General features: G+C 71.6%; 24 protein-coding genes. 8 read left to right on the top strand and 16 right to left on the bottom strand.

The features are described 5' to 3' along the window. Window position 1: 1 nt before the first annotated feature. Window positions 2-682, bottom strand: a complete 681-nt coding sequence (locus tag AC2EAQ_RS17740; RefSeq protein WP_484645766.1) for a DUF4197 domain-containing protein — start codon at window positions 680-682, stop codon at window positions 2-4. A 12-nt stretch (window positions 683-694) separates the two neighbouring features. On the opposite strand from AC2EAQ_RS17740, the gene AC2EAQ_RS17735 reads away from it, so the two are divergent. After that, the gene (locus AC2EAQ_RS17735) at window positions 695-1,204 is read left to right on the top strand and encodes a peroxiredoxin family protein (RefSeq protein ID WP_484645765.1); all 510 of its coding nucleotides are present in this window, start codon (window positions 695-697) and stop codon (window positions 1,202-1,204) included. Window positions 1,205-1,228: 24 nt separating this feature from the next. Here AC2EAQ_RS17735 and AC2EAQ_RS17730 read toward each other — a convergent pair whose 3' ends face one another. The 3 genes from AC2EAQ_RS17730 to lipB form a co-directional block, all read right to left on the bottom strand. Further along, complete coding sequence (locus AC2EAQ_RS17730) at window positions 1,229-1,663, bottom strand: CAP domain-containing protein (RefSeq protein WP_484645764.1); 435 nt, start codon at window positions 1,661-1,663, stop codon at window positions 1,229-1,231. 347 nt (window positions 1,664-2,010) lie between these two features. Further along, window positions 2,011-2,973, bottom strand: coding sequence for a lipoyl synthase (gene lipA, locus AC2EAQ_RS17725; protein ID WP_484645763.1), 963 nt, complete (start codon window positions 2,971-2,973; stop codon window positions 2,011-2,013). Further along, a complete protein-coding gene (lipB, locus tag AC2EAQ_RS17720; RefSeq protein ID WP_484645825.1) occupies window positions 2,970-3,638 on the bottom strand; it encodes a lipoyl(octanoyl) transferase LipB in 669 nt (222 codons plus the stop codon). Before lipB ends, lipA begins: the two co-directional genes overlap by 4 nt. A 75-nt stretch (window positions 3,639-3,713) precedes the next feature. On the opposite strand from lipB, the gene AC2EAQ_RS17715 reads away from it, so the two are divergent. Further along, complete coding sequence (locus AC2EAQ_RS17715) at window positions 3,714-4,370, top strand: tetratricopeptide repeat protein (RefSeq protein ID WP_484645762.1); 657 nt, start codon at window positions 3,714-3,716, stop codon at window positions 4,368-4,370. 51 nt (window positions 4,371-4,421) lie between these two features. Here AC2EAQ_RS17715 and AC2EAQ_RS17710 read toward each other — a convergent pair whose 3' ends face one another. Genes AC2EAQ_RS17710 through AC2EAQ_RS17680 form a run of 7 tightly spaced genes read right to left on the bottom strand, consistent with a single transcriptional unit; the run spans window position 4,422 to window position 9,349 of the window. After that, window positions 4,422-4,706, bottom strand: coding sequence for a YbeD family protein (locus AC2EAQ_RS17710; protein WP_484645761.1), 285 nt, complete (start codon window positions 4,704-4,706; stop codon window positions 4,422-4,424). Beyond that, window positions 4,703-5,599, bottom strand: a complete 897-nt coding sequence (locus AC2EAQ_RS17705; RefSeq protein ID WP_484645760.1) for a D-amino acid aminotransferase — start codon at window positions 5,597-5,599, stop codon at window positions 4,703-4,705. Before AC2EAQ_RS17705 ends, AC2EAQ_RS17710 begins: the two co-directional genes overlap by 4 nt. Before the next feature lie 36 nt (window positions 5,600-5,635). Further along, the gene (locus AC2EAQ_RS17700) at window positions 5,636-6,805 is read right to left on the bottom strand and encodes a D-alanyl-D-alanine carboxypeptidase family protein (RefSeq protein ID WP_484645759.1); all 1,170 of its coding nucleotides are present in this window, start codon (window positions 6,803-6,805) and stop codon (window positions 5,636-5,638) included. Next, window positions 6,802-7,428, bottom strand: a complete 627-nt coding sequence (locus tag AC2EAQ_RS17695) for an alpha/beta hydrolase (protein WP_484645758.1) — start codon at window positions 7,426-7,428, stop codon at window positions 6,802-6,804. The genes AC2EAQ_RS17700 and AC2EAQ_RS17695 overlap by 4 nt, the downstream gene beginning before the upstream one ends. A 6-nt stretch (window positions 7,429-7,434) precedes the next feature. Beyond that, entirely contained in the window at window positions 7,435-7,767 is a 333-nt protein-coding gene (locus AC2EAQ_RS17690; protein WP_484645757.1) for a (2Fe-2S) ferredoxin domain-containing protein, read from the bottom strand. A gap of 41 nt (window positions 7,768-7,808) precedes the next feature. After that, window positions 7,809-8,921 (bottom strand): VanZ family protein, encoded by a 1,113-nt coding sequence (locus tag AC2EAQ_RS17685; RefSeq protein ID WP_484645756.1) that lies wholly within the window; start codon window positions 8,919-8,921, stop codon window positions 7,809-7,811. Then, window positions 8,921-9,349, bottom strand: a complete 429-nt coding sequence (locus tag AC2EAQ_RS17680) for a CopD family protein (RefSeq protein WP_484645755.1) — start codon at window positions 9,347-9,349, stop codon at window positions 8,921-8,923. Before AC2EAQ_RS17680 ends, AC2EAQ_RS17685 begins: the two co-directional genes overlap by 1 nt. A 214-nt stretch (window positions 9,350-9,563) precedes the next feature. Here AC2EAQ_RS17680 and hemB point away from each other — a divergent pair, with 214 nt between their 5' ends. Further along, window positions 9,564-10,568: a porphobilinogen synthase gene (gene hemB, locus AC2EAQ_RS17675; protein ID WP_484645754.1), complete on the top strand. Its 1,005-nt coding sequence runs from the start codon at window positions 9,564-9,566 to the stop codon at window positions 10,566-10,568. Between the two features lie 25 nt (window positions 10,569-10,593). Further along, window positions 10,594-11,691: a magnesium transporter CorA family protein gene (locus AC2EAQ_RS17670; RefSeq protein WP_484645753.1), complete on the top strand. Its 1,098-nt coding sequence runs from the start codon at window positions 10,594-10,596 to the stop codon at window positions 11,689-11,691. On the opposite strand, the gene ybeY is transcribed toward AC2EAQ_RS17670, so the two are convergent. Together ybeY and AC2EAQ_RS17660 are read right to left on the bottom strand one after the other, a co-directional pair. Then, window positions 11,670-12,140 (bottom strand): rRNA maturation RNase YbeY, encoded by a 471-nt coding sequence (gene ybeY, locus AC2EAQ_RS17665; RefSeq protein WP_484645752.1) that lies wholly within the window; start codon window positions 12,138-12,140, stop codon window positions 11,670-11,672. The genes AC2EAQ_RS17670 and ybeY overlap by 22 nt on opposite strands. After that, entirely contained in the window at window positions 12,130-13,083 is a 954-nt protein-coding gene (locus AC2EAQ_RS17660; RefSeq protein ID WP_484645824.1) for a PhoH family protein, read from the bottom strand. Before AC2EAQ_RS17660 ends, ybeY begins: the two co-directional genes overlap by 11 nt. A gap of 79 nt (window positions 13,084-13,162) precedes the next feature. Here AC2EAQ_RS17660 and AC2EAQ_RS17655 point away from each other — a divergent pair, with 79 nt between their 5' ends. From AC2EAQ_RS17655 to ruvB, 4 genes are read left to right on the top strand one after another with little or no spacing between them, the layout of a single operon-like run. After that, the gene (locus AC2EAQ_RS17655; RefSeq protein ID WP_484645751.1) at window positions 13,163-15,073 is read left to right on the top strand and encodes a sensor histidine kinase; all 1,911 of its coding nucleotides are present in this window, start codon (window positions 13,163-13,165) and stop codon (window positions 15,071-15,073) included. Window positions 15,074-15,113: 40 nt separating this feature from the next. Beyond that, on the top strand, window positions 15,114-15,761 hold the full coding sequence (locus tag AC2EAQ_RS17650; RefSeq protein ID WP_484645750.1) for a response regulator: 648 nt from the start codon (window positions 15,114-15,116) through the stop codon (window positions 15,759-15,761). A gap of 40 nt (window positions 15,762-15,801) precedes the next feature. After that, entirely contained in the window at window positions 15,802-16,374 is a 573-nt protein-coding gene (ruvA, locus tag AC2EAQ_RS17645; RefSeq protein ID WP_484645749.1) for a Holliday junction branch migration protein RuvA, read from the top strand. Between the two features lie 37 nt (window positions 16,375-16,411). After that, window positions 16,412-17,464: a Holliday junction branch migration DNA helicase RuvB gene (gene ruvB / locus AC2EAQ_RS17640; protein ID WP_484645748.1), complete on the top strand. Its 1,053-nt coding sequence runs from the start codon at window positions 16,412-16,414 to the stop codon at window positions 17,462-17,464. A gap of 28 nt (window positions 17,465-17,492) precedes the next feature. On the opposite strand, the gene AC2EAQ_RS17635 is transcribed toward ruvB, so the two are convergent. From AC2EAQ_RS17635 to AC2EAQ_RS17625, 3 genes are read right to left on the bottom strand one after another with little or no spacing between them, the layout of a single operon-like run. After that, window positions 17,493-18,134 (bottom strand): histidine phosphatase family protein, encoded by a 642-nt coding sequence (locus tag AC2EAQ_RS17635; RefSeq protein WP_484645823.1) that lies wholly within the window; start codon window positions 18,132-18,134, stop codon window positions 17,493-17,495. Beyond that, window positions 18,134-18,763 carry a YbhB/YbcL family Raf kinase inhibitor-like protein gene (locus AC2EAQ_RS17630; protein WP_484645747.1) on the bottom strand — a complete coding sequence of 210 codons (630 nt, stop codon included), beginning with the start codon at window positions 18,761-18,763 and terminating at the stop codon, window positions 18,134-18,136. The genes AC2EAQ_RS17635 and AC2EAQ_RS17630 overlap by 1 nt, the downstream gene beginning before the upstream one ends. Window position 18,764: 1 nt before the next feature. After that, complete coding sequence (locus tag AC2EAQ_RS17625; protein ID WP_484645746.1) at window positions 18,765-20,345, bottom strand: class I SAM-dependent methyltransferase; 1,581 nt, start codon at window positions 20,343-20,345, stop codon at window positions 18,765-18,767. Window positions 20,346-20,388 lie beyond the last annotated feature (43 nt).

Genomic DNA, 20,388 nt, shown 5'->3' with positions numbered 1-20,388 from the left:
GTCAGCTGCCGAACACCTTGCGCAGGATCGCGCTGCCCGTGGACACGGGGTCGCGGCGGATGCGCTTTTCCTCCTCGCCGATCATCTGGTACAGGCCGTCGAGGGCCTTGCCGCCGACGTAGCGGTTCAGGTCCGCGTCCTCCTTGCGCACCAGGCCGAGCCCGGCCGCCTTGCCAGCCACGGCGTCGTACTTGCGCGCCAGCGACACGCGCGCCGTGGCGCGCTCCACGATCGGCAGGAACTTCACTTCCAGCGGCGCACGGGTCTTGCGGCTGAAGAACTCGGTGACCGACGTTTCCGACCCGCGCACGATGCGCACCGCGTCCTCCACCGACATCGACCGGGCCGCGGACACCAGCAGCGCCTTGGCCTCGGGCACGGCCGCCTCGGCGGCGCGGTTCATCGCCAGCACCAGCTCGTCGACGCGGGCACCCTGCCCCGTGGCGCGCAGCAGTTTTGCCGCGTCCTTCAGGAACCCGGGCAGCTCGATGCGCACCTTGGGGTTGGCCAGGAAGCCGTCGTTGCGCCCGAGCAGGGCCACGGCCGAGCCTGCGCCGCGCTCAAGGGCCGCGCGCACGCCGGACGCGGCATCGGTCTCGCTCAGGCCGGCGGCCCGCGCCGTGCCACGGAACCCGAGACCCGATACGAGAATCCACCCGGCCGTAAACTGTCTTCGCTGCATGGCCTGCCCTTCATGAAAGTCACGCGTCCGCTCCCGCTCGTCCTGATCGCCCTCGCCCTGGTGGCCGCCGCCGGCCTGGCCTGGCGGTCGATCATGGCGCGCGAGCCCGCGCCCTCAGTGTCGTACACCCTGCTCGACGGCAGCAAGGCGTCCACCGACGCCATGAAGGGCAAGGTGGTGCTGGTGAACTTCTGGGCCACCAGCTGCACCACCTGCGTGGCCGAGATGCCCCAGATCGTCGCCACGCACGAGAAATTCCGCGCCCGCGGCTACGAGACCCTGGCCGTGGCGATGAGCTACGACCCGCCGGCCTACGTGGCCCGCTTCGCCGAGTCGCGCCGGCTGCCGTTCGGCGTGGCGATCGACAACACCGGCGCGATCGCGCGCTCGTTCGGCGACGTGCAGATGACGCCGACCACGTTCCTGATCGACCGCCAGGGCCGCGTCGTCAAGCGCTACCTGGGCACGCCGGACTTCGCCGCGCTGCAGGCGCTGATCGGCGAACTGCTCGCCGAGACCTGAGCGCGCGGCTGTCGCGCGTGGAATTCAGGGCCGCCCGAGGTTGAGCGTCCAGTAGGTGCGGTAAGTGCTCGCGTCGTTGCGGGCGCAGGCCAGGCCGTACTGCGTGAAGCGCGCGTTCATCAGGTTGGCGCAATGGCCGTCGCTGGCCATCCAGGCATCCACCGTCTGCTGCACCGTCGAGTAGCCGGCCGCGATGTTCTCCCCCACCGTGGACCAGGCATAGCCGGCCGCCGTGACGCGCGTGCCAAGCGTGCGGCCGTCGAGGCTGGTGTGGCTGAAATAGTTGTTGTCGGCCATGTCGCGCGAGTGGTCGTAGGCCGCCCGCGCGAGCTGCGCCTGCGCCGCCAGCGGCGGCGCCGCCGGGAAGCTGCCCCGGCTGCCGCACGTCGCACCGGCCGCGCGGTACTGGTTGATCAGACGCAACGCGTCGGCGTCGAAGGACGACAGCCCGCAGGTCATGTCGGGCCCGGCCGGCGGCGGCGCCGGGGACGGCGAGGGCGACGGCGCGGGTGAAGGCGACGGAGCCGGCGCAGGGCCGGGAGCCGGCGAGGGTGCCGAAGGCGCAGCCGCCGTCGCCGACTCGTCGCCGCCGCCGCCCCCGCCTCCGCAGCCGGCAAGCACCGCGGCAAACAGGGCCGCGATCGTCGAGCGCACCGGGGCAGGGCGCAGATTCCGCAAAGCAAGCAGGTCCATGGCGCGAGCTTGCCTGGGGCGCGCCCCGGCAGGCGTCGCAAGTTGCAAGCAGATCCGTCCGATCCGGCGCCGGCGGCCGCGGCGCGTGAACTACGTCTCGGACGCGGCGCCGCTCAGGCCGGCGCGACGCCGGCCGCGTGGGCCTGCTGGTCGGCGTGATAGCTCGACCGCACAAGGGCGCCCACGGCGGCGTGCGAGAAGCCCATCGCCACCGCCTCGCGCTCGAACATCGCGAAGGTGTCCGGATGCACGTAGCGCCGCACCGGCAGGTGGTGGCCGCTGGGGGCGAGGTACTGCCCGATCGTGAGCATGTCGATCCCGTGCGAGCGCATGTCGCGCATCACGGCGAGGATTTCCTCGTCAGTCTCGCCCAGGCCCACCATCAGGCCGCTCTTGGTCGGCACGTCGGGGAACAGGGCCTTGAACTTGCGCAGCAGGTTCAGGCTGAAGGTGTAGTCGCTGCCCGGGCGCGCCTCCTTGTACAGGCGCGGCACGGTCTCCAGGTTGTGGTTCATCACGTCCGGGGGCGCGGCTTTCAGGATGTCCAGCGCGCGGTCGTCGCGGCCGCGGAAGTCCGGAACCAGCACCTCTATCGTGGTGGACGGGGACAGCTCGCGCGTGCGACGGATGCACTCGACGAAGTGCGCCGCCCCGCCGTCGCGCAGATCGTCGCGGTCGACGCTGGTGATCACCACGTACTTCAGCTTCAGTGCCGCGATCGTGCGCGCCAGGTTCTCGGGCTCCTGCGTGTCCAGCGGATCCGGGCGGCCGTGGCCGACGTCGCAGAAGGGGCAGCGGCGCGTGCACTTGTCGCCCATGATCATGAACGTGGCCGTGCCCTTGCCGAAGCACTCGCCGATGTTCGGGCAGGACGCCTCCTCGCACACCGAGTGCAGCTTGTGCTCGCGCAGGATCTGCTTGATCTCGTAGAAGCGCGAGTTCGGCGTGGCCGCCTTGACCCGGATCCAGTCGGGCTTCTTCAGCACCTCGGCCGGCACCACCTTGATCGGGATGCGCGCGGTCTTGGCCTGGGCCTTCTGCTTGGCAGTGGGGTCGTAGGGGGTTTCGGTGCTCATGGCAGGAACTGGTTGACGAGGGCGCGGGACAGTCGGTCGGCAGCGTCGCCCCAGTCCATCCGGACGCCCAGTCTAGCGAGGTCCACCGTGGCCAGCCCTGAGTAGCCGCAAGGGTCGATGCGCGAGAAGGGTTCCAGGTCCATCGCCACGTTCAGCGCCACGCCGTGGTACGTGCAGTGGCGGCTGACCTTGATGCCCAGCGCCGCCACCTTGCCCAGGCCGCGGAACGGGTCGCGCGGGTCGGCCGGGCCGGCGAGCGACGCGTGGCCGGACGGGTCGTCGAGCCTGACGTAGATGCCCGGGGCGCCGGCCACCCGGTGCCCGGTCAGGCCCGCGCCCTCGAGCACCTTGAGCACCGCCGACTCGAGCCGGTAGACGAACTCCTTGACGTAGATGCCGTGCCGGCGCAGGTCCACCAGCGGATACGCCAGCACCTGACCCGGGCCGTGGTAGGTGACCTGCCCGCCCCGGTTGCTCTGCAGCACCGGGATGTCGCCCGCGCCGAGCACGTGCTCGGCGCGCCCGGCCAGGCCCTGCGTGAAGACCGGATCGTGCTCGGCCAGCCAGAGTTCGTCGGGCGTGTGTTCGTCGCGCGCCTGCGTGAAGGCGTGCATCGCCTCGGCAGTGGCTTGCCAGTCGCAATGGCCGAGCATCCGGACGCGCATCGGGCCGAAGTCTCGCATGGCAGTGAAAGGCCCGGCGCCCTGCGCCGACCAAGCCCCGGAGGTATCGTGCAACCCATGCCCAGACTCAAGTTCGCCGCCGCCTGCGCGCTGCTGGCCGCCCTGCCCGCCTTCGGTGCCGGGCCCGACACCCGGCTGCAGGACGCGGTGGCCGCCTACGAACGGGGCGACCTCGCCCGGGCCCGGGCAGCCTTCGGCCGCCTGTCGAGCGAAGGTGTGGCCGCAGCCGACTACAACCTGGCCGTGATGCACCTGCGGCGCGAATTGCCCCGCGCCAGCGACGCCCAGGGCGTGCGGCTGATGACCCGGGCCGCGGACGCCGGCTTCGTGACCGCCATGGTGGCCATGGCGGAACTGCATGAGTTGGGTCGCGCCGGGCTGCCGGTGGACCTGCAGCGCTCGGTGCTGTGGCTGTGGCGCGCTGCCGAGGCGGGCAGCGTCGACGCCCGGGTGGACCTGGGCACCGCGTACTACCTCGGCCGCGGCGCCGTGCGCGACGCGGCGCTGGCGGCGCGCTGGTACCGGCTCGCGGCCCAGGGCGGCGACGTCGGCGCGATGTACCTGTATGCGTCCATGCTCGAGGGCGGCGACGGCATCGAGCGTGACCTCGCCGAGGCACGCTACTGGTACGCCGCCGCGGCGCGCAACGGCGACCTGGCTGCGCCGGGCAAGGTGCGCGAGATCGACGATCGGCTTTCGCGGCCGGCGAGCTGACACCGGCGAGCTGACACCGGCGACTGCCCCGGCGCGCGCCGCGCCGTGCCGCTACAGCACCACCTTCACCATCGGATGGGTGGACAGGGTGCGGTACAGCTCGTCGAGCTGCTCGCGGCTGGTGGCCGTGATAGTGATCGTCAGGCCGAGGTAATTGCCGCCCTTGCTCGGGCGCTTCTCGACCGTGGTGGCGTCGAAGCCCGGGTCGAACTGCCGCGCCACCGCGACGACGGCTTCGGTGAAGCCTTCGACATGGGCGCCCATCACCTTGATCGGGAACGCGCTCGGGTACTGGATCAGGCTGTCCCGGCCCGGCGTGCCGGTGTCGGTGCTCATATCGCCTGCAAGGACTTGGCGCGCTGGTAGGCCTCGTACAGCCGCGCGTACACCGGGCCGGGCTTGCCGCGCAGCGCGCCGTGGCCCACCAGCTCGCCGTCCAGGCGGGTGACCGCGATCACCTCCTTGGTGGCCGACGTCAGGAGCACCTCGTCGGCGGAGCGCACGTCGGACTCCGAGATCGGCCGCAGGTTGTAGGCAATGCCGGTCTCTTCGCACAGCTCGGCCAGCAGCTCGACCCGGATGCCCTCGAGCACGTGCTCGCTGCGCGGCGGCCCGAGCAGGGCCCCGTCCTTGACGATCCAGACATTGCTGCCCGACGCCTCGGTAAGCCAGGGGCCACCGTGCGCGCCGTCGCGGAACATGATGGTCTCGAAGGCGCCGTGGTCGGCCGACATCTGGCGCGCCAGCACATTGCCCAGCAGCGAGACGCTCTTGATGTCGCCGCGCTCCCAGCGGAAGTCGCGCGCGGTGGTGCAGGTCACGCCGTGGTGGCGCTGCTCGGCGGTGGCCGGCTTCATCGGGTTGCACATCATGAACACCGTCGGCTCGATGCCCTCGGGCATGACGTGGTCGCGCGGGGCCACGCCGCGCGTGACCTGAAGGTAGATCACCTGGTCGTCCACGCCTTCGGACTCCGCCAGCGCGGCCACCAGCCGGCGGCAGCGCTGCAGCCATTCGTCCCGCGTGTGCGGATTGCGGATCCGGATGCGCTCGAGCGACCGCTCCAGCCGCGCCATGTGCTCGTGGAAGCGGAACAGGCGCCGCCCGTACACCGGCACCACCTCGTAGATGCCGTCGCCGAAGATGAAGCCGCGGTCGAGCACCGACACATGGGCCTGCGACATCGGCCTGAAGCTGCCGTTGAGGTAGCAGAGGCGGTCGGTGCTCATGCGGTGTCTCCGGTTGCGGTCATTGTGTCACCGGCGTCAGCGGATCCACAGCCGCACCGCGTCCCAGGCGCGCCCGAACAGGCCGGCCTGATCCACGGCGGACTGCACCACCAGCGGCACTTCGGCCACCGTGGCGCCGGCGGCCGTCGTCACCTTGATCGTGCCCACGCGCTGGCCCTGCGCCAGCGGCGCCACCAGCGGGTCGGTGCGCACGACCTGGGTGCGCAGCTTGTCGGCCTCGCCGCGCGGCACGGCCACGATCACCGGGCCTTCCGCGCCGAGCGCGGCCTCGCGCTTCGTGCCCTTCCAGACCTCGGGCGACAGGATCGGCTTGCCGGCCTCGAACAGCCGCACCGGGTCGAACGCGCTGAAGCCCCAGTTCAGCAGCTTCTGGCTTTCGTTGGCGCGTGCCTCGCGCGAGCCCGTGCCCAGCACCACCGACAGCAGGCGCCGCTTCTGGCCCGCGCCCAGGTTGGGGTACTCGCGCGACGCGCTGGCCACGAGGCAGTAGCCCGCCGCATCGGTGAAGCCGGTCTTCATGCCGTCCACCGTCGCGTCGCGGCGCAGCAGCAGGTTGCGGTTGTCCTGCCGGATCTTGTTGTACGTGTACTCCTTGAGCGAGTAGTAGCGGTAGTACTGCGGGAAGTCGCGCACGATGTGCGCCGCGATCACGGCGATGTCGCGCGCGCTGGCGCGATGGCCGGCCTCGGTCATGCCCGTCACGTTGCGGAAGGCCGTGTTCTTCAGGCCCCAGGCCTGGGCCTGCCGGTTCATCATGCCGACGAACGCGTCCACGCTGCCGGCCACCGCCTCGGCCAGCGCCACCGACGCGTCGTTGCCGGACACGACGATCATCCCGTGCAGCAGTTCGTCCACCGTGGGCTTCATCGTGGTGTCGATGAACATCAGCGACGGGTCGCCCTTGCGTTCGTCCCAGGCGCGCTGGCTCACCGGCACCTGCTGCTCGAGCGTGAGCTTCTTGTCGCGCAGGGCGCCGAACACGACGTAGGCCGTCATCAGCTTGGTCAGCGACGCCGGGTCGGTGGGCGTGTCGGCGTCGCGCTCGGCCAGCGTCTGGCCTGTGGTCAGGTCCATCAGCAGGTACTGGCGCGCGGCCAGTTCGGGCGGCTGCGGCGCCTGCGCCAGCGCGCCCAGGCTGCACAGCGCGGTGGCCGCAGCCACCGCGAGAGCGAAGAGTCTTTTCATCGGTCGAAGGAGAGAGTGTCGATCTGCCCCAGGTGCCGCAGCACCAGGGCCTTGAGCAGCGGCAGCTGGCCGTGGAAGAAGTGCCCGCCACCGGGCACCACCGTCACCGGCAGGGCCTGCGGGCGCGCCCAGTCCATCGTGCAGGACAGCGGCACCACCTCGTCGGCCTCGCCGTGCACCACGAGGGTACCCGCGGGCACGGGGGCCACCGTGAAGTTCTGTGTCGCGGGGCCCACCAGCACCATCTGCGACGGCTGCACGCGCACCGCCGCGTGCGAGGCGACGTAGGCGCCGAACGAGAAGCCCGCCAGGGCGAGCGTCTCGCCGGGCTGGCGCAGCGCCTGCACCACCGCCAGCGCGTCGTCGATCTCGCCGCGGCCCTCGTCCCAGGTGCCGGCGGAGCCGCCGACGCCACGGAAGTTGAAGCGCACCGTGCGCCAGCCGCATTGCAGGAAGGCGCGCGCCAGCGTGGCCACCACCTTGTTGTCCATCGTGCCGCCGTGCAGCGGATGCGGATGGCAGACGACGGCCAGGCCGCGCGGCTCGCCCTCGGGCGCGTCGAGCGCGCAGGCCAGGTCCCCGGCGGGGCCTGCCACCACGCGGCGGTCGGTTCGCGGGTTCACGACGGATCAGCGCCCGACGTCGGGCGCCAGGCGCAGGCGGTCCACCACCTGGCCGTTCTTCAGGTGCGAGTCGACGATCTCGTCGATGTCGGCGGCGTCCACGAAGTTGTACCAGACGGCCTCCGGGTACACCACGGCCACCGGCCCGCCGGCGCAGCGGTCGAGGCAGCCCGCCTTGTTGACGCGCACGCCGCCGGGGCCCATCAGGCCTGCGGCCTTGACGCGCGACTTGCAGCGGTCGAAGCCCGCCTGCGCGTCATGGTCGGCGCAGCAGGCCTCGCCGTTGTCGCGCCGGTTCAGGCAGAAGAAGATGTGGCGCTTGTAGTAGCTGTCGGTCATGCAGGGATTGTAGGAGCCGACCCTGCGCAGGCGCCTTCGCATCAGCCGCCGTCGCGGCGCACCATGCGGGCCAGCAGCCAGGTCATGGCCGCGAACGGCCACAGCCAGCCCACCCACTGCGCCAGACCGTGGAATCGGATGAACCGTCCCTGCTCCCAGCCCTGCAGGCTGGCGGCGTAGTAGGGGTCGGCCGGCGCACGCGCGACCAGGGTCACGAGCACGGCGAGCGCCGCGAACCCGAGCGCGCCGGCGACGCGGCGGCCCAGTCCCGCGGCCAGCAGGCCCAGCGCCGCGCCGACGGACAGCGCCGGCAGCACCGCGGGCGACCACCAGGCCAGCGCATGCGCGGGGCCGAAGTTCACCGCCGTCGACAGCGTGGTCACGCCCAGGCCCAACAGCACCGCGCCGGCCAGCAGCAGGAGCCGGTGCCAGCCGGCATGGCTGGTGGCATAGGCGAGCAGGCAGGGCGCGAGCAGGCCGAGCGCGACGACCAGCCCTTCCTCGATGCGGCTCAGCGGCGCGGCGGCACGGCCGCTGTCCGCCAGCCAGGCGGCGGCGTCGTCTTGCCACGGCGTGCCTTCCAGGACCGACTGCACCGCGGCCGCGACCTCGCCCCAGACATGCCCGAGCCCCAGCGGCACCGGGGCAGGAAACAGCAGCGCCACCGGCCACAGCAGCAGCAGCAGCAGCGCGGTGGCGCTGTCGCGTGCGAACCAGCGCTCGCGCAGCGCCTGCCAGCGGTCCACCCAGCCGGCCGACTGCAACGCGGCGGCCAGCACCGCACCGGCCGTGGCGCCTGCGGCATTGAGCACCAGGTCCTTCAGCGAGGGCACCCGCCCAGGCAGGAACTGCTGCGCCACCTCGACCGACGCCGACAGCGCCGTGGGCAGCAGGATCGCGGCCACGAAGGCCGGCAGGGCGCGAGCGCCGCCACGCACTCCGGCGCCGTACACCAGCGCGCCCAGCGGCAGGTAGCCCAGGGCATTGGTCCAGTCGTCGAACCGGCTGCTGTAGACCGGCCAGGGCAGCGACACCACGGCGACGACATCCAGGCCCGGTGGCCAGCGCCAGCCCTCGAACGGATACAGGCTCGCATACAGCACCAGCGCAGCGGCGCACAAGGCCAGCGGCAGCGCGGTGCTGCGGTGTTGCATCAGAAGGGCTTGACGACCACGAGCACGACGGCGGCGATGAACAGCAGGACCGACACCTCGTTGAAGACGCGGAACCAGCGTTGGCTGCGGCGGTTGGTGCCGGCCTCGAACGCGCGCAGCATCGACCCGCAGGCGTGGTGGTAGCCGATCACCGCCAGCACGACGGCCAGCTTGGCATGCAGCCAGCCACCGGTGACCCCGTAGCCGAGCCACAGCCACAGGCCCAGCGCGAGCGCCGGCACCATCAGCAGCGTGGCGAAGCGGTACAGGCGGCGCCCCATGCCGAGCAGGCGCTCGCGTTCGGCGGTGCTGCCCTGCGGCACCTGCGCCAGGTTCACCATCAGCCGCGGCAGGTAGAACAGGCCCGCGAACCAGCTCGCGACGAACACGATGTGGAAGGCCTTGATCCAGAGGTAGCCGGAACTCATGGACGCATTATGGAAACCCGCCGCCCAAAAAAAGCCCCAGCGCGAAGCTGGGGCTGCAATGCCTTATCGCTGTCATCACGCTAAGGCACCTGCTCAGGGAGGTAAAGCAGGGAATGACGGCCTTGCAGCTATCATTCGCCGGGCAATGTATCAGTTTTCGTGACTTGTGTAACGGTCCGGAAACAGCGTGCGCTCACGTCCGGACGCCTCCACGATGACCACACCCCTGCCCCCGTTTCCCGCCAGCCGTCCGCGGCGCCTTCGGCGCGACGCCGCGATCCGCTCGCTGGTGCGCGAGGCGCACCTTGCGCCGGCCGACTTCATCTACCCGGTGTTCGTGCTCGACGGCGACAACCGCTCCGAGGACGTCGCCTCGATGCCCGGCGTGCAGCGCCTGTCGGTGGACCGCCTGTTCGCGCAGGCCGAGGCCTGCGTCTCGCTCGGCGTGCCGGTGATGGCGCTGTTCCCGGTGATCGACAAGGCCCTGAAGACCCCCGACGGCCGCGAGGCGCTCAACCCCGAAGGCCTGGTGCCGCGCGCGGTGCGCGCGCTCAAGCAACGCTTCCCCGAACTGGCGCTGCTGACCGACGTCGCGCTCGACCCGTTCACCTCGCATGGCCAGGACGGCCTGATCGACGCCAGCGGCTACATCCTCAACGACGAGACGGTCGAGGTGCTGGTAGGCCAGGCCCGCGTGCAGGCCGAGGCCGGCGTCGACATCGTGGCGCCGAGCGACATGATGGACGGCCGCATCGGCGCGATCCGCAATGCGCTGGAAGCGTCGGGCCGCATCCACACGCGCATCATGGCCTACAGCGCCAAGTACGCCAGCGCCTTCTACGGGCCCTTCCGCGACGCGGTGGGCTCGGCCGGCAACCTGGGCAAGAGCGACAAGAAGGTCTACCAGATGGACCCGGCCAACAGCGACGAGGCGCTGCGCGAGGTGCAGCTCGACATCGCCGAAGGCGCGGACATGGTGATGGTCAAGCCCGGCATGCCCTACCTGGACATCGTGCGCCGTGTGAAGGACACCTTCCGCATGCCCACGTTCGCCTACCAGGTGAGCGGCGAGTACAGCATGCTCAAGGCCGCTGCGGCCAACGGCTGGCTCGACCACGACGCGGTGATGATGGAGTCGCTGCTCGCGTTCAAGCGCGCCGGGGCCGATGGCGTGCTCACCTACTTCGCGCTCGACGCCGCGCGCGCCCTGCGGCGCTGACCGATCGACCCGCGCCGCCCGGCCGATGCGCGTCTTCCACGTCACCCCGGACCGCTTCATCGAACTGGGCGGCCTGCCCGACACGCTGCCGGACACCGGCTTCCTCTGGATCGGCAGCGCCAGGCGCGAGTTCGAGGTGCAGGGGCCGCAGCTGCAGGAGCTGCTGCAGCGCTGGGGCCTCGGCGCGCTGGTCGACCTGCACGTGTCGGACCTGCTCAACAACCAGTTGCCGAGCCACTTCGACTACACCTCCTGGTACGACCTGATGGTGTTCCGCCGGCTCGCGGCCGGTGCCGGCAGCGAGAAGCTCTTCGTCGACGAGGAGCACGGCTCGCTGGACACCGCGCGCCAGGCGCTGTCGTCGATCGACACCAGCCCGGTGGGATTCGCGGTCTTCGACCGGCTGCTGCTCACCGTGCATCCGGCCGACTGCGCGGTGCGCGACTGGTTCGCGCAGCGCCTGTCAGGCATGACGGCGGGCGCGGAACTGCGCGGCGCGGTCCGGCTGCCCTCGGCGCCGGCCGACCTGATGCTGCGCATGCTCAACCACATGGTCGACGGCTACCTGGACCTGCGCCGCCTGCTGACGCGGCAACTCGGCTTCCTGCAGCGCGAACTGCTCAACCCGAAGAGCCGGTTCCACGACTGGCCGCTGCTGCTGGAGGCCCGCAATGCGCTGCACCTGCTCGAGGACACCTGCGAGGACCAGCGCGCCGCCGTGCAGGAGTGGATCGACGCGCTGGCGGAATGGCCCGCCCCCGGCGACCCCGGTGCGGGCCGCGAGCGCGAGCTGCTGAGCGTGCGCTCGCGCGACGTGCTCGAGCACATCGAGCGCGTGCTGACCCATGTGCGGCGCCTGGAGCAGTCGGCCGAGAACGCGGTGCAGATGCACTTTTCCGCGCTCGGGCACCGCACCAACGACATCATGCGCACGCTGACCGTGCTGACGGCGATCTTCATGCCGCTGAACCTCGTCACCGGCTTCTTCGGCATGAATTTCGACGCGCTGCCGCTGATCCATACGGCCACCGGCGTGTGGGTCACGCTCGGGCTGATGACGGCGCTCGGACTCGGCCTGGGCGCCTTCTTCTGGCGCAAGCGCTACCTGAGCACGCGCGGCTGACGCGCCGGCGCGGCGCGGTAGGGGTCGGCGTAGCCCAGAGCCTGCAGCACCTTCACCTCCAGCGCTTCCATGCGCCGCGCCTGTGCGGCCCGCTCGTGGTCCCAGCCCTGGGCATGCAGGGTGCCGTGCACCACGAGGTGCGCGTAGTGCGCCTCCAGCGGCTTGCGCTGCTCGCGCGCCTCGCGCGCCACCACCGGCGCGCACAGCACGAGGTCGGCCGTCACGAGCGGCTCGCGCTGGTAGTCGAAGGTGAGCACGTTGGTGGCGTAGTCGCGGCCGCGGTAGTCGCGGTTGAGGGCACGGCCCTCGTCCTCGTCGACGATGCGCACCGCGATCTGTGCCGGCGCCGACAACGCGGCGCGGATCCAGCGTGCCACCCGGTGCCGCGCCAGCACGGCGCGATGGCGGCCGTCGGGCTGCTGCAGCGACAGGTGCAGCTCAGGTGCCATCGGCCCGGCCCGCCCGCTCGTAGGCCTCGACGATGCGCGCCACCAGCGGATGGCGCACCACGTCGGCCGAAGTGAAGCGCGTCATCGCGATGCCCTTCACCCGCGCCAGCACCTGCTCGGCCTCGACCAGGCCGCTGGTGGCACCGCGCGGCAGGTCGATCTGGCTCGTGTCGCCGGTGATCACCGCCTTGCTGCCAAAGCCGATGCGGGTGAGGAACATCTTCATCTGCTCGGGCGTGGTGTTCTGCGCCTCGTCGAGGATGACGAAGGAATGGTTCAGGGTGCGGCCGCGCATGAACGCCAGCGGCGCGATCTCCAGCGTGGCGCGTTCGAAGGCCTTGGTGACGCGGTCGAAGCCCATCAGGTCGTACAGCGCGTCGTACAGCGGCCGCAGGTAGGGGTCGACCTTCTGCGTCAGGTCGCCCGGCAGGAAGCCCAGCCGCTCGCCGGCTTCCACCGCGGGCCGCGTCAGCACGATGCGCTGCACCGCGCTGCGCTCGAGCGCGTCGACGGCACAGGCCACGGCCAGGAAGGTCTTGCCCGTGCCCGCCGGGCCGATGCCGAAGGCGATGTCGTGGTCCAGGATGTGGCGCAGGTACTGGCGCTGGTTCGGCGTGCGGCCGGCGAGGTCGGCGCGACGCGTGTGCAGCACGATCTCGTCGCCCTCCGCGGCCGCGCCCGTGGCGGACGCGCCGGCATCGGCCAGCGCAAGTTGCAGGGCCTGCTCGCCGATCGGGCGTGCCGCGCGCGCGTACAGGGTCTCCAGCAGCGCGCGGGCCTTCTCGGCCGCCGGCTTCGGGCCCTCGATGCGGAACACCTCCTGTCGGCGCGAGATGGTCACACCCAGCGCCGCCTCCACCGCGCGCAGGTGCGCGTCCAGGGCACCGCTGAGGTGGCCCAGGCGCAGGTTGTCGACCGGAGTGAAGGCGTGGCGCAGGATCACGGGCAGATGCGCAGGATGCAACGAAGGGCCGATTGTGGCCGCGTCGCCAGGGCCGCACCATCCTGCACAATCGTCGGCCATGTCTGCTGCCGTTGCCTGCCGCGGTCGCGCGAGCCGATTCACCGCGCCCAGCCTCTGGCTGATCCTGCTGCTGGCGGCGTGCTGGTGGCTCGGGCCCTGGGGCGCGGCCCTGGCGCAGGAGCCGACGAGCCAGCGCTTCGCCGACGCGCTGATCGCCGACGACATCGGCGAGGACCGCTTTCCCACCCGGGCCGTGTGGCGCGTGGTGACCCTGCCCGACGACTGGTCGGAGTCGCGACCGCATGTGCGCTCGCCCGCGTGGTACCGGCTTCGCTTCGACGCGGTCGGCGCACGCGACCGCGGGCAGCTGCTGGGCCTGCTGATCGAGCGCGCCTGCGGCAACGTCGAGGTGCAGCTCAACGGCCAGCGCCTGTTCGCCGCGGGCCGCACCACCGACCCGATCAGCCAGGACTGCGAGCGCCCGCGACTGGTGGCGCTGCCGGCCGCCCTGCTGGAAGACCGCGGCAATGCACTGGACCTGCGCCTGTCCGGTTATGCGCTCGAGCAGGTGGCCTCGCGGCAGCGCGCGGCCGGGCTGTCCGCGCCGCTGGTCGGGCCGTTTCCCGAGCTGCACGCGCTCCACGAGCGCCTGACGCTGATGAAGTCCACGTTGCCGCAGGTCGCGTCGGCGGCCCTGCTGCTGATGGGCACCGTGGTGTTCGTGATGGGCTGGTGGCATCGGCGCGAGAGCCACCTGGCCTACTTCGGCGGCCTGTGCATCGGCTGGTCGCTGATCACCGCGCGCCTGTGGTGGCCCGGCCTGGGGCTGCCCAACTACGACACCGAACTGCTGCTGGTGGCCCTGGTGCCGCTGGTGGCGCTGTGCGCGGTGCAGTTCCTGCTGCACTTCGCCAACCGGCGCTCGCGGCCGATCGAGGTGGCGCTGCTGGCGCAGTGCGCGATCGTGCCGGCCAGCCTGCTGCTGGCCGGTCCGCTGCGCGTCAACATGATCGCCAGCTCCTGGTACGTGCTGCTGGCCGTGCAGGTGCTGGTGGCGATGCTCTTCTACCTGCACATCACCTGGCGCGAGCGGCGGCACGACTTCTGGCCCATGCTCGCAGTGCTGGCCATCATCGGCGCCATGGTCGGCATCGAGCTGGCCGGTCAGCAGGAACTTCTGGCCGACGGCGTGCGCGTGCTGCCGCACGCGGCGATCCCGCTCGGCTTCGTCGGCCTGGGCGTGTGGCTGGTGCAGCGCTACGGCCGCGCGCTGCAGACCGCGGAGGACCTTCGCGCGTCGCTCGAGCTGCGCGTGCGCGAGGCCACCGCCGTGATGGAACGCAACTACGCCCAGATGGCCGAGACCCGCGTCGAGCAGGTGACCCAGCAGGAGCGCAAGCGCATCGCGGCCGACCTGCACGACGACCTCGGCGCCAAGCTGCTGACCATCGTGCACACCAGCGAGAGCGAGCGCATCTCGACGCTGGCGCGCGAGGCCCTGGAGGAGATGCGCCTATCGGTGCGCGGCCTGACCGGCAAGCCGGTCAAGCTGATCGACGCGCTGGGCGACTGGCGCGCCGAGGTGGTGGGCCGACTGTCGCAGACCGGCGTCGAGGGCGACTGGCAGGCCCCGGGCGAGGACCTGCCGCAGACCCTGTCGGCGCGGGCCTACGTGCAGACCACGCGCATCCTGCGCGAGGCGGTCAACAACATCATCAAGCACAGCGGCGCATCTCGCTGCTCGATCCGCTGCACCATCTCCAGCGGCGACTTCCAGCTCAAGATCCAGGACAACGGCAAGGGCATCCCGCTCGAGCTGGACGGCCGGCTCGACCGGGGGCACGGCATGTCCAGCATGAAGCACCGCGCCAAGCAACTGCAGGGCCAGTGCCTGGTGGAGTCGGGCCCGGGCTACGGAACCGTGATCCGCCTCACGATTCCCCTCGAGAAGCACACGCTGCCGGGCTGAGCCTGGGGTACAACCCGAAGGCTCAATGCGAGGACACGCCATGAAGACCATCCTGCTGCTCGAAGACCTGCCGGAGATCCGCGCCTGGATGAAGGACCTGGTGCTGCGCGTGTTCCCCGACGGCCAGATCTCCGAGGCCGCGCGCGTGCACGACGCACTGGAGCTGGTGTCGGCGATCCGCTTCGACCTGGCGCTGGTGGACCTGGGCCTGCCCGACGGCTCCGGCGTGGACGTGGTCGAGAAGCTGCGCGAGACGCAGGCCGACTGCCAGTCGGTCGTGGTGACGATCCACGACGACGACGACCACCTTTTTCCCGCGCTGCAGGCCGGCGCCTTCGGCTACATCCTGAAGGAGCAGGCGCGCGAGCTGATCATCGAGCAGCTGCAGCGCATGAGCCAGGGCGAGCCGCCGCTGTCGCCGTCGATCGCGCGCCGCGTCATCGCCTACTTCGCCGACCAGGCCAAGCCGCAGGCCAATGCCCTTCCCCACGTGTCGCTGACCGAGCGCGAGAGCGAGGTGCTGCTGCGCGTGGCCAAGGGCTTCACGCTGCCCGAGATCGGTGTTCAGCTCGGCCTGAGCCGGCACACCATCGCCGACTACGTGAAGCAGATCTACCGCAAGCTCAACGTGAGCTCGCGCGCCGAGGCCGCGCTCGAGGCTCAGCGCCTCGGGCTGTTCCGGCGCTAGGCGACGGCGCGTCGACCCGGGGCGGGTCAATAATGCGGCCATGATCGGCCGCCTGTCCGGAACCCTCGCGGAGAAGTCCCCGCCCCAGCTGCTCGTCGACTGCCACGGCGTCGGCTACGAGGTCGACGTGCCGATGAGCACGTTCTACAACCTGCCGGCGCTGGGCGAGCGCGTCACCCTGCTGACGCACCTGGTGGTGCGCGAGGACGCGCAGCTGCTCTACGGATTCCTCACCGCCGGCGAGCGCGCCACCTTCCGCGAGCTGATCCGCATCTCGGGCATCGGCCCGCGCACCGCGCTGTCGGTGCTGTCGGGCCTGTCGGTGGACGAGCTGGCGCAGGCCGTGGCGCAGCAGCAGGCGCTGCGGCTGACCAAGGTGCCGGGCATCGGCAAGAAGACCGCCGAGCGGCTGCTGCTCGAGCTCAAGGGCAAGCTCGCGCCCGACCTGGGCACGCCCGGCAGCGTCGCCAGCGACGCCCAGGCCGACATCGTGCAGGCGCTGGTGGCGCTGGGCTACAACGAGCGCGAGGCCACGGCAGCACTCAAGGCGCTGCCGCCCGACGTGGGCGTGGCCGACGGCATCAAGCTGGCGCTGAAGTCGCTGTCGAAGTAGCCGCCGGCGGCGCGCGACGGGCGCCGATAATGGCTGTATGAGCATCCAGACCGACGACCTCGGCGGCGCGCCCGCCCGGCGCATCGTCACGGCCGCCGCCGCATCGCCCAACGAGGAGGCGATCGAACGCGCGCTGCGGCCCAAGGCGCTGCAGGACTACGTCGGCCAGGCCAAGGCGCGCGAGCAGCTGGAGATCTTCATCAGCGCGGCGCGCCGCCGTGCCGAGGCCCTGGACCACGTGCTGCTGTTCGGGCCGCCCGGGCTGGGCAAGACAACGATGGCCCACATCGTCGCGGCGGAACTGGGCGTCAACCTGCGCCAGACCTCGGGCCCGGTGCTGGAGAAGCCGAAGGATCTCGCGGCCATCCTGACCAGCCTCGAAGCCAACGACGTGCTGTTCATCGACGAGATCCACCGCCTGTCGCCGGTGGTCGAGGAGATCCTCTATCCCGCACTGGAGGACTACCAGATCGACATCCTGATCGGCGAGGGGCCGGCGGCGCGCTCGATCAAGCTCGACCTGCAGCCCTTCACGCTGGTGGGCGCGACCACGCGCGCGGGCATGCTGACCAATCCGCTGCGCGACCGCTTCGGCATCGTCGCGCGGCTGGAGTTCTATTCCCCCGAGGAGCTGGCACGCATCGTCCACCGCTCGGCCGGCCTGCTGGGCGCGCCGATCGACGCCGGCGGCGCCGAGCAGATCGCGCGGCGCTCGCGCGGCACGCCGCGCATCGCCAACCGGCTGCTGCGGCGCGTGCGCGACTACGCCGAGGTGAAGGCGCAGGGCCGCATCGACAGCGCCGTCGCCGACGCCGCGCTGGCCATGCTCGACGTCGACCCGCTGGGCTTCGACGTGATGGACCGCAAGCTGCTGGAGGCCGTGATCCACCGCTTCGACGGCGGCCCGGTCGGTCTGGAGAACCTGGCCGCGGCCATCGGCGAGGAGGCAGGCACGATCGAGGACGTGATCGAGCCCTACCTGATCCAGCAGGGCTTCCTGCAGCGCACGCCGCGCGGCCGCACGGCCACGGCCGCCGCCTGGCGGCACCTCGGCGTGGTGCCGCCGCGCAGCGGGCCCGAGCTCTTCTAGCGCGCCGCTGCGGCCGGCGGGGCCGCCCTCAGGCCGTGCCCTCGTCGAGCGCCGGCGCCTCGAGGTGGAGGTTGTCCGACCAGCCGACGAGCGTGAAGCCTTCGTCGCCGTGCAGCAGCCGGTTGATGCTGGCGTTGCCCACCTGCCAGGTGCGCGGCGCATCGAGCGCCATGCGGGTGGCGGCGCGGTACAGCGCGTCGAGCACGCCGCCGTGCGTGACCACGGCGATGTGCTGCCCGCGGTGACGCGCCGCGATGCCCGCCACCGCCGCCACCGCACGGGCGTAGAAGTCGGCCAGCGTCTCGCCGCCCGGCGGCCCGAAGGCTGCGTCGCGCTCGCGCCAGCGCCGCGCCTCGTCGGGAAAGCGCTCCTCGATCTCGGCGAAGGTGAGGCCCTCGAAGGTGCCGAAGGCGCGTTCGCGCAGCACCGGGTGCGGCAGCACCGGGAGGCCCGCCGCGCCGGCCAGGGGGCGCGCCGTGTCCATCGCCCGCCCCAGGTCGCTGGAGTAGACCGCGTCGAAGCGCTCGTCCGCCAGGGCCTGCCCCAGCCGCGCCGCCTGCCAGCGACCGCGGGCGTTCAGGCCGATGTCGATCTGACCCTGGATGCGGGTGCCGACGTTCCAGTCGGTCTCGCCATGCCGGATGGCGACAAGCCGGGTGACCGCCTCGATCAAGGCCGCAGCAGCCGTCGGTTGAGCGTGTAGGTGCCCGAGTAGGTGGCCGCGTCGAGCACGTGGCCGCCGAGCGCCTGGCGCACCTGGACGCCGTTGAAGGCGCCGTCGACCGGCAGCCGGGCGATGTCCAGGGCATACAGCGTGAACACGTAGTGGTGCACCAGCGAGTCGTTGAAGGGCGGGAACGGGCCGTCGTAGCCGAAGTAGCTGCCTGCCATCTCGGCGTTGCCGGCGAACCAGCCGGTGTAGTCGTTGACGCCCTGGCGCGCGCCGTGCAGCGAGGCCGGGCCGGGCTTGCCGCGGGCCGTGAAGCCGCGGCTGAACTCGCCCTCGGCGATGTGCGACACCGACGGGGGCAGGTCCACCAGCAACCAGTGGAAGAAGTCCACGCGCGGCAGGTCGCTCGGGATCTCGCGGTCCGGCTGGTTCACGTCGTCGGGCTTGGACGGCACGTCGAAGTCGTGACAGATCAGGACCAGCGAGCGCGTGCCCGCCGGAAGGTCGCTCCAGGCCAGGTGCGGATTCAGGTTGTCCGAGAACCCCACGCCGCTGCCGTCGATGCGGCCGGCGGCATAACGCTCGCCGATGCGGTCGCCATTGGTCCAGCTGTCGCTCCAGAGCTTCACGTCAGGTCCCCCAGGTGATCACCTCGCGCGCCGCATGGCAGCGGCGCAGCATCTCGACCAGCGGCCACACGCGCTGGCGCAGCGTGACCCCGTCGCCCTTGCCGCGGGCGCCGCCGTCGTCGTCGGCGCCCTGCTGTTCGCGCCGCGCGTCGTCGGCAGCCACCGCGGCTTCCAGCGCCGCGATCAGCGCCGGCATGTGGTCCACCTCGAAGATGCCCTTGGCCGCCGGCTCGCGGCCGACGGTGCGCAGCAGCTGGTCCCCGTTGGGGCCGAGCATGATGACGTCGCCTGCTGCCTTGGACTTGAACTTGTAGAGCATCGGGTGGGCCGTGGCATCGCGGTAGATGTAGTCCCGCGTGAACGGATAAGCCGATTGTGCACCCCGGATCGGGCCGTCCTCGACGCGGCCGCTGGGCCGGGCGGCCAGCACCTGGTGCAGCGCCATCCAGCCGCGCTCGAAGGCCATCGCGCTGCCGGCCAGGTAGAGCCGGTAGGCCCGGACCACCCGCTCCGAGCTGGCGGCGCGGGCGGCGTCGAGCCGGGCCTCGAGTGCGTCGGACCAGGCCCATAGCGTGCGCGCGTAGTGCGGCCGCAGGTTCTCCACGTCCACCGCCTCCCAGCCGGCCTCGGCCATCGCGGCGAGCACGTGCGACACGTGCAGCAGTTCGCCTCCCGGGAAGATGTAGCGCTCGACGAAGTCCCCGATGCCCGCGCCGAGCTGGCTGTTGCGGGTGCCGCCGGCGGTGATGCCGTGGTTGAGCAGCAGGCCGCCGGGCTCGAGCAGGCGGTGCAGCCTCGCGAAGTAGTCCGGCAGCCGCGCGCGCCCGACATGCTCGAACATGCCGATCGAGGCAATGCGGTCGAAGCGGCGGTCCTCGGGCAGCGCGCGGTAGTCGAGCAATTCCATGCGCACCCGGCCGCCCAGGCCGCGCTGTGCGATCAGCCGGTTCACGTGGGCATGCTGGTGACGCGACAGCGTGATGCCGGTGGCGTCCACGCCGTAGTGCTCGGCCGCCCACAGCAGCAGGCCGCCCCAGCCGGCGCCGACGTCGAGGAAGCGGTCGCCCGGCCGCAGCATCAGCTTGCGGCACACGAGGTCGAGCTTGGCGGCCTGGGCGCCGTCGAGGTCGTCGACGCCGTCGCGCCAGTACGCGCACGAGTACACCCGCAGCGACCCGAGCCACAGGGCGTAGAAGGCGTCGGAGACGTCGTAGTGGAACTCGATCTGGCGTGCGTCGGCCTGCGGCGTGTGCCGCGCCAGCGAGCGGCTGTGCCGCAGCAGCCGGCCCCACCATCCGCCGGCCGAGGGCCGCGCCGCGGTCGGGTCGTCGTCGATCAGGTTGCCGGCCGCCTCGACGATGGCGCGCATCGGGCCGTGCAGGTCGACCCGGCCCTCGACGTAGTCCTCGGCCAGCCGGCCGACGTGGCCGCGGGCGAGGTGGCTCAGGCTGGTCAGGTCCGTCAGCGTCAGCAGCGCCGGGGCCTGCGCCGCGCCCAGGCGGGGCCCGCCGGGCAGCTGCACCGCCAGGGCCGGCGCCCGCGCGCCCAGGCGCTCCTGCACGATGGCAGCCAGCGCGTTCATGGCGCGGTCGGGCGGGCGGGGCTCACACCCCGATTTAAGGACC

This window comes from Aquabacterium sp. T101 (assembly GCF_057219775.1).
This window is presented reverse-complemented; position numbering and strand designations above follow the sequence as displayed.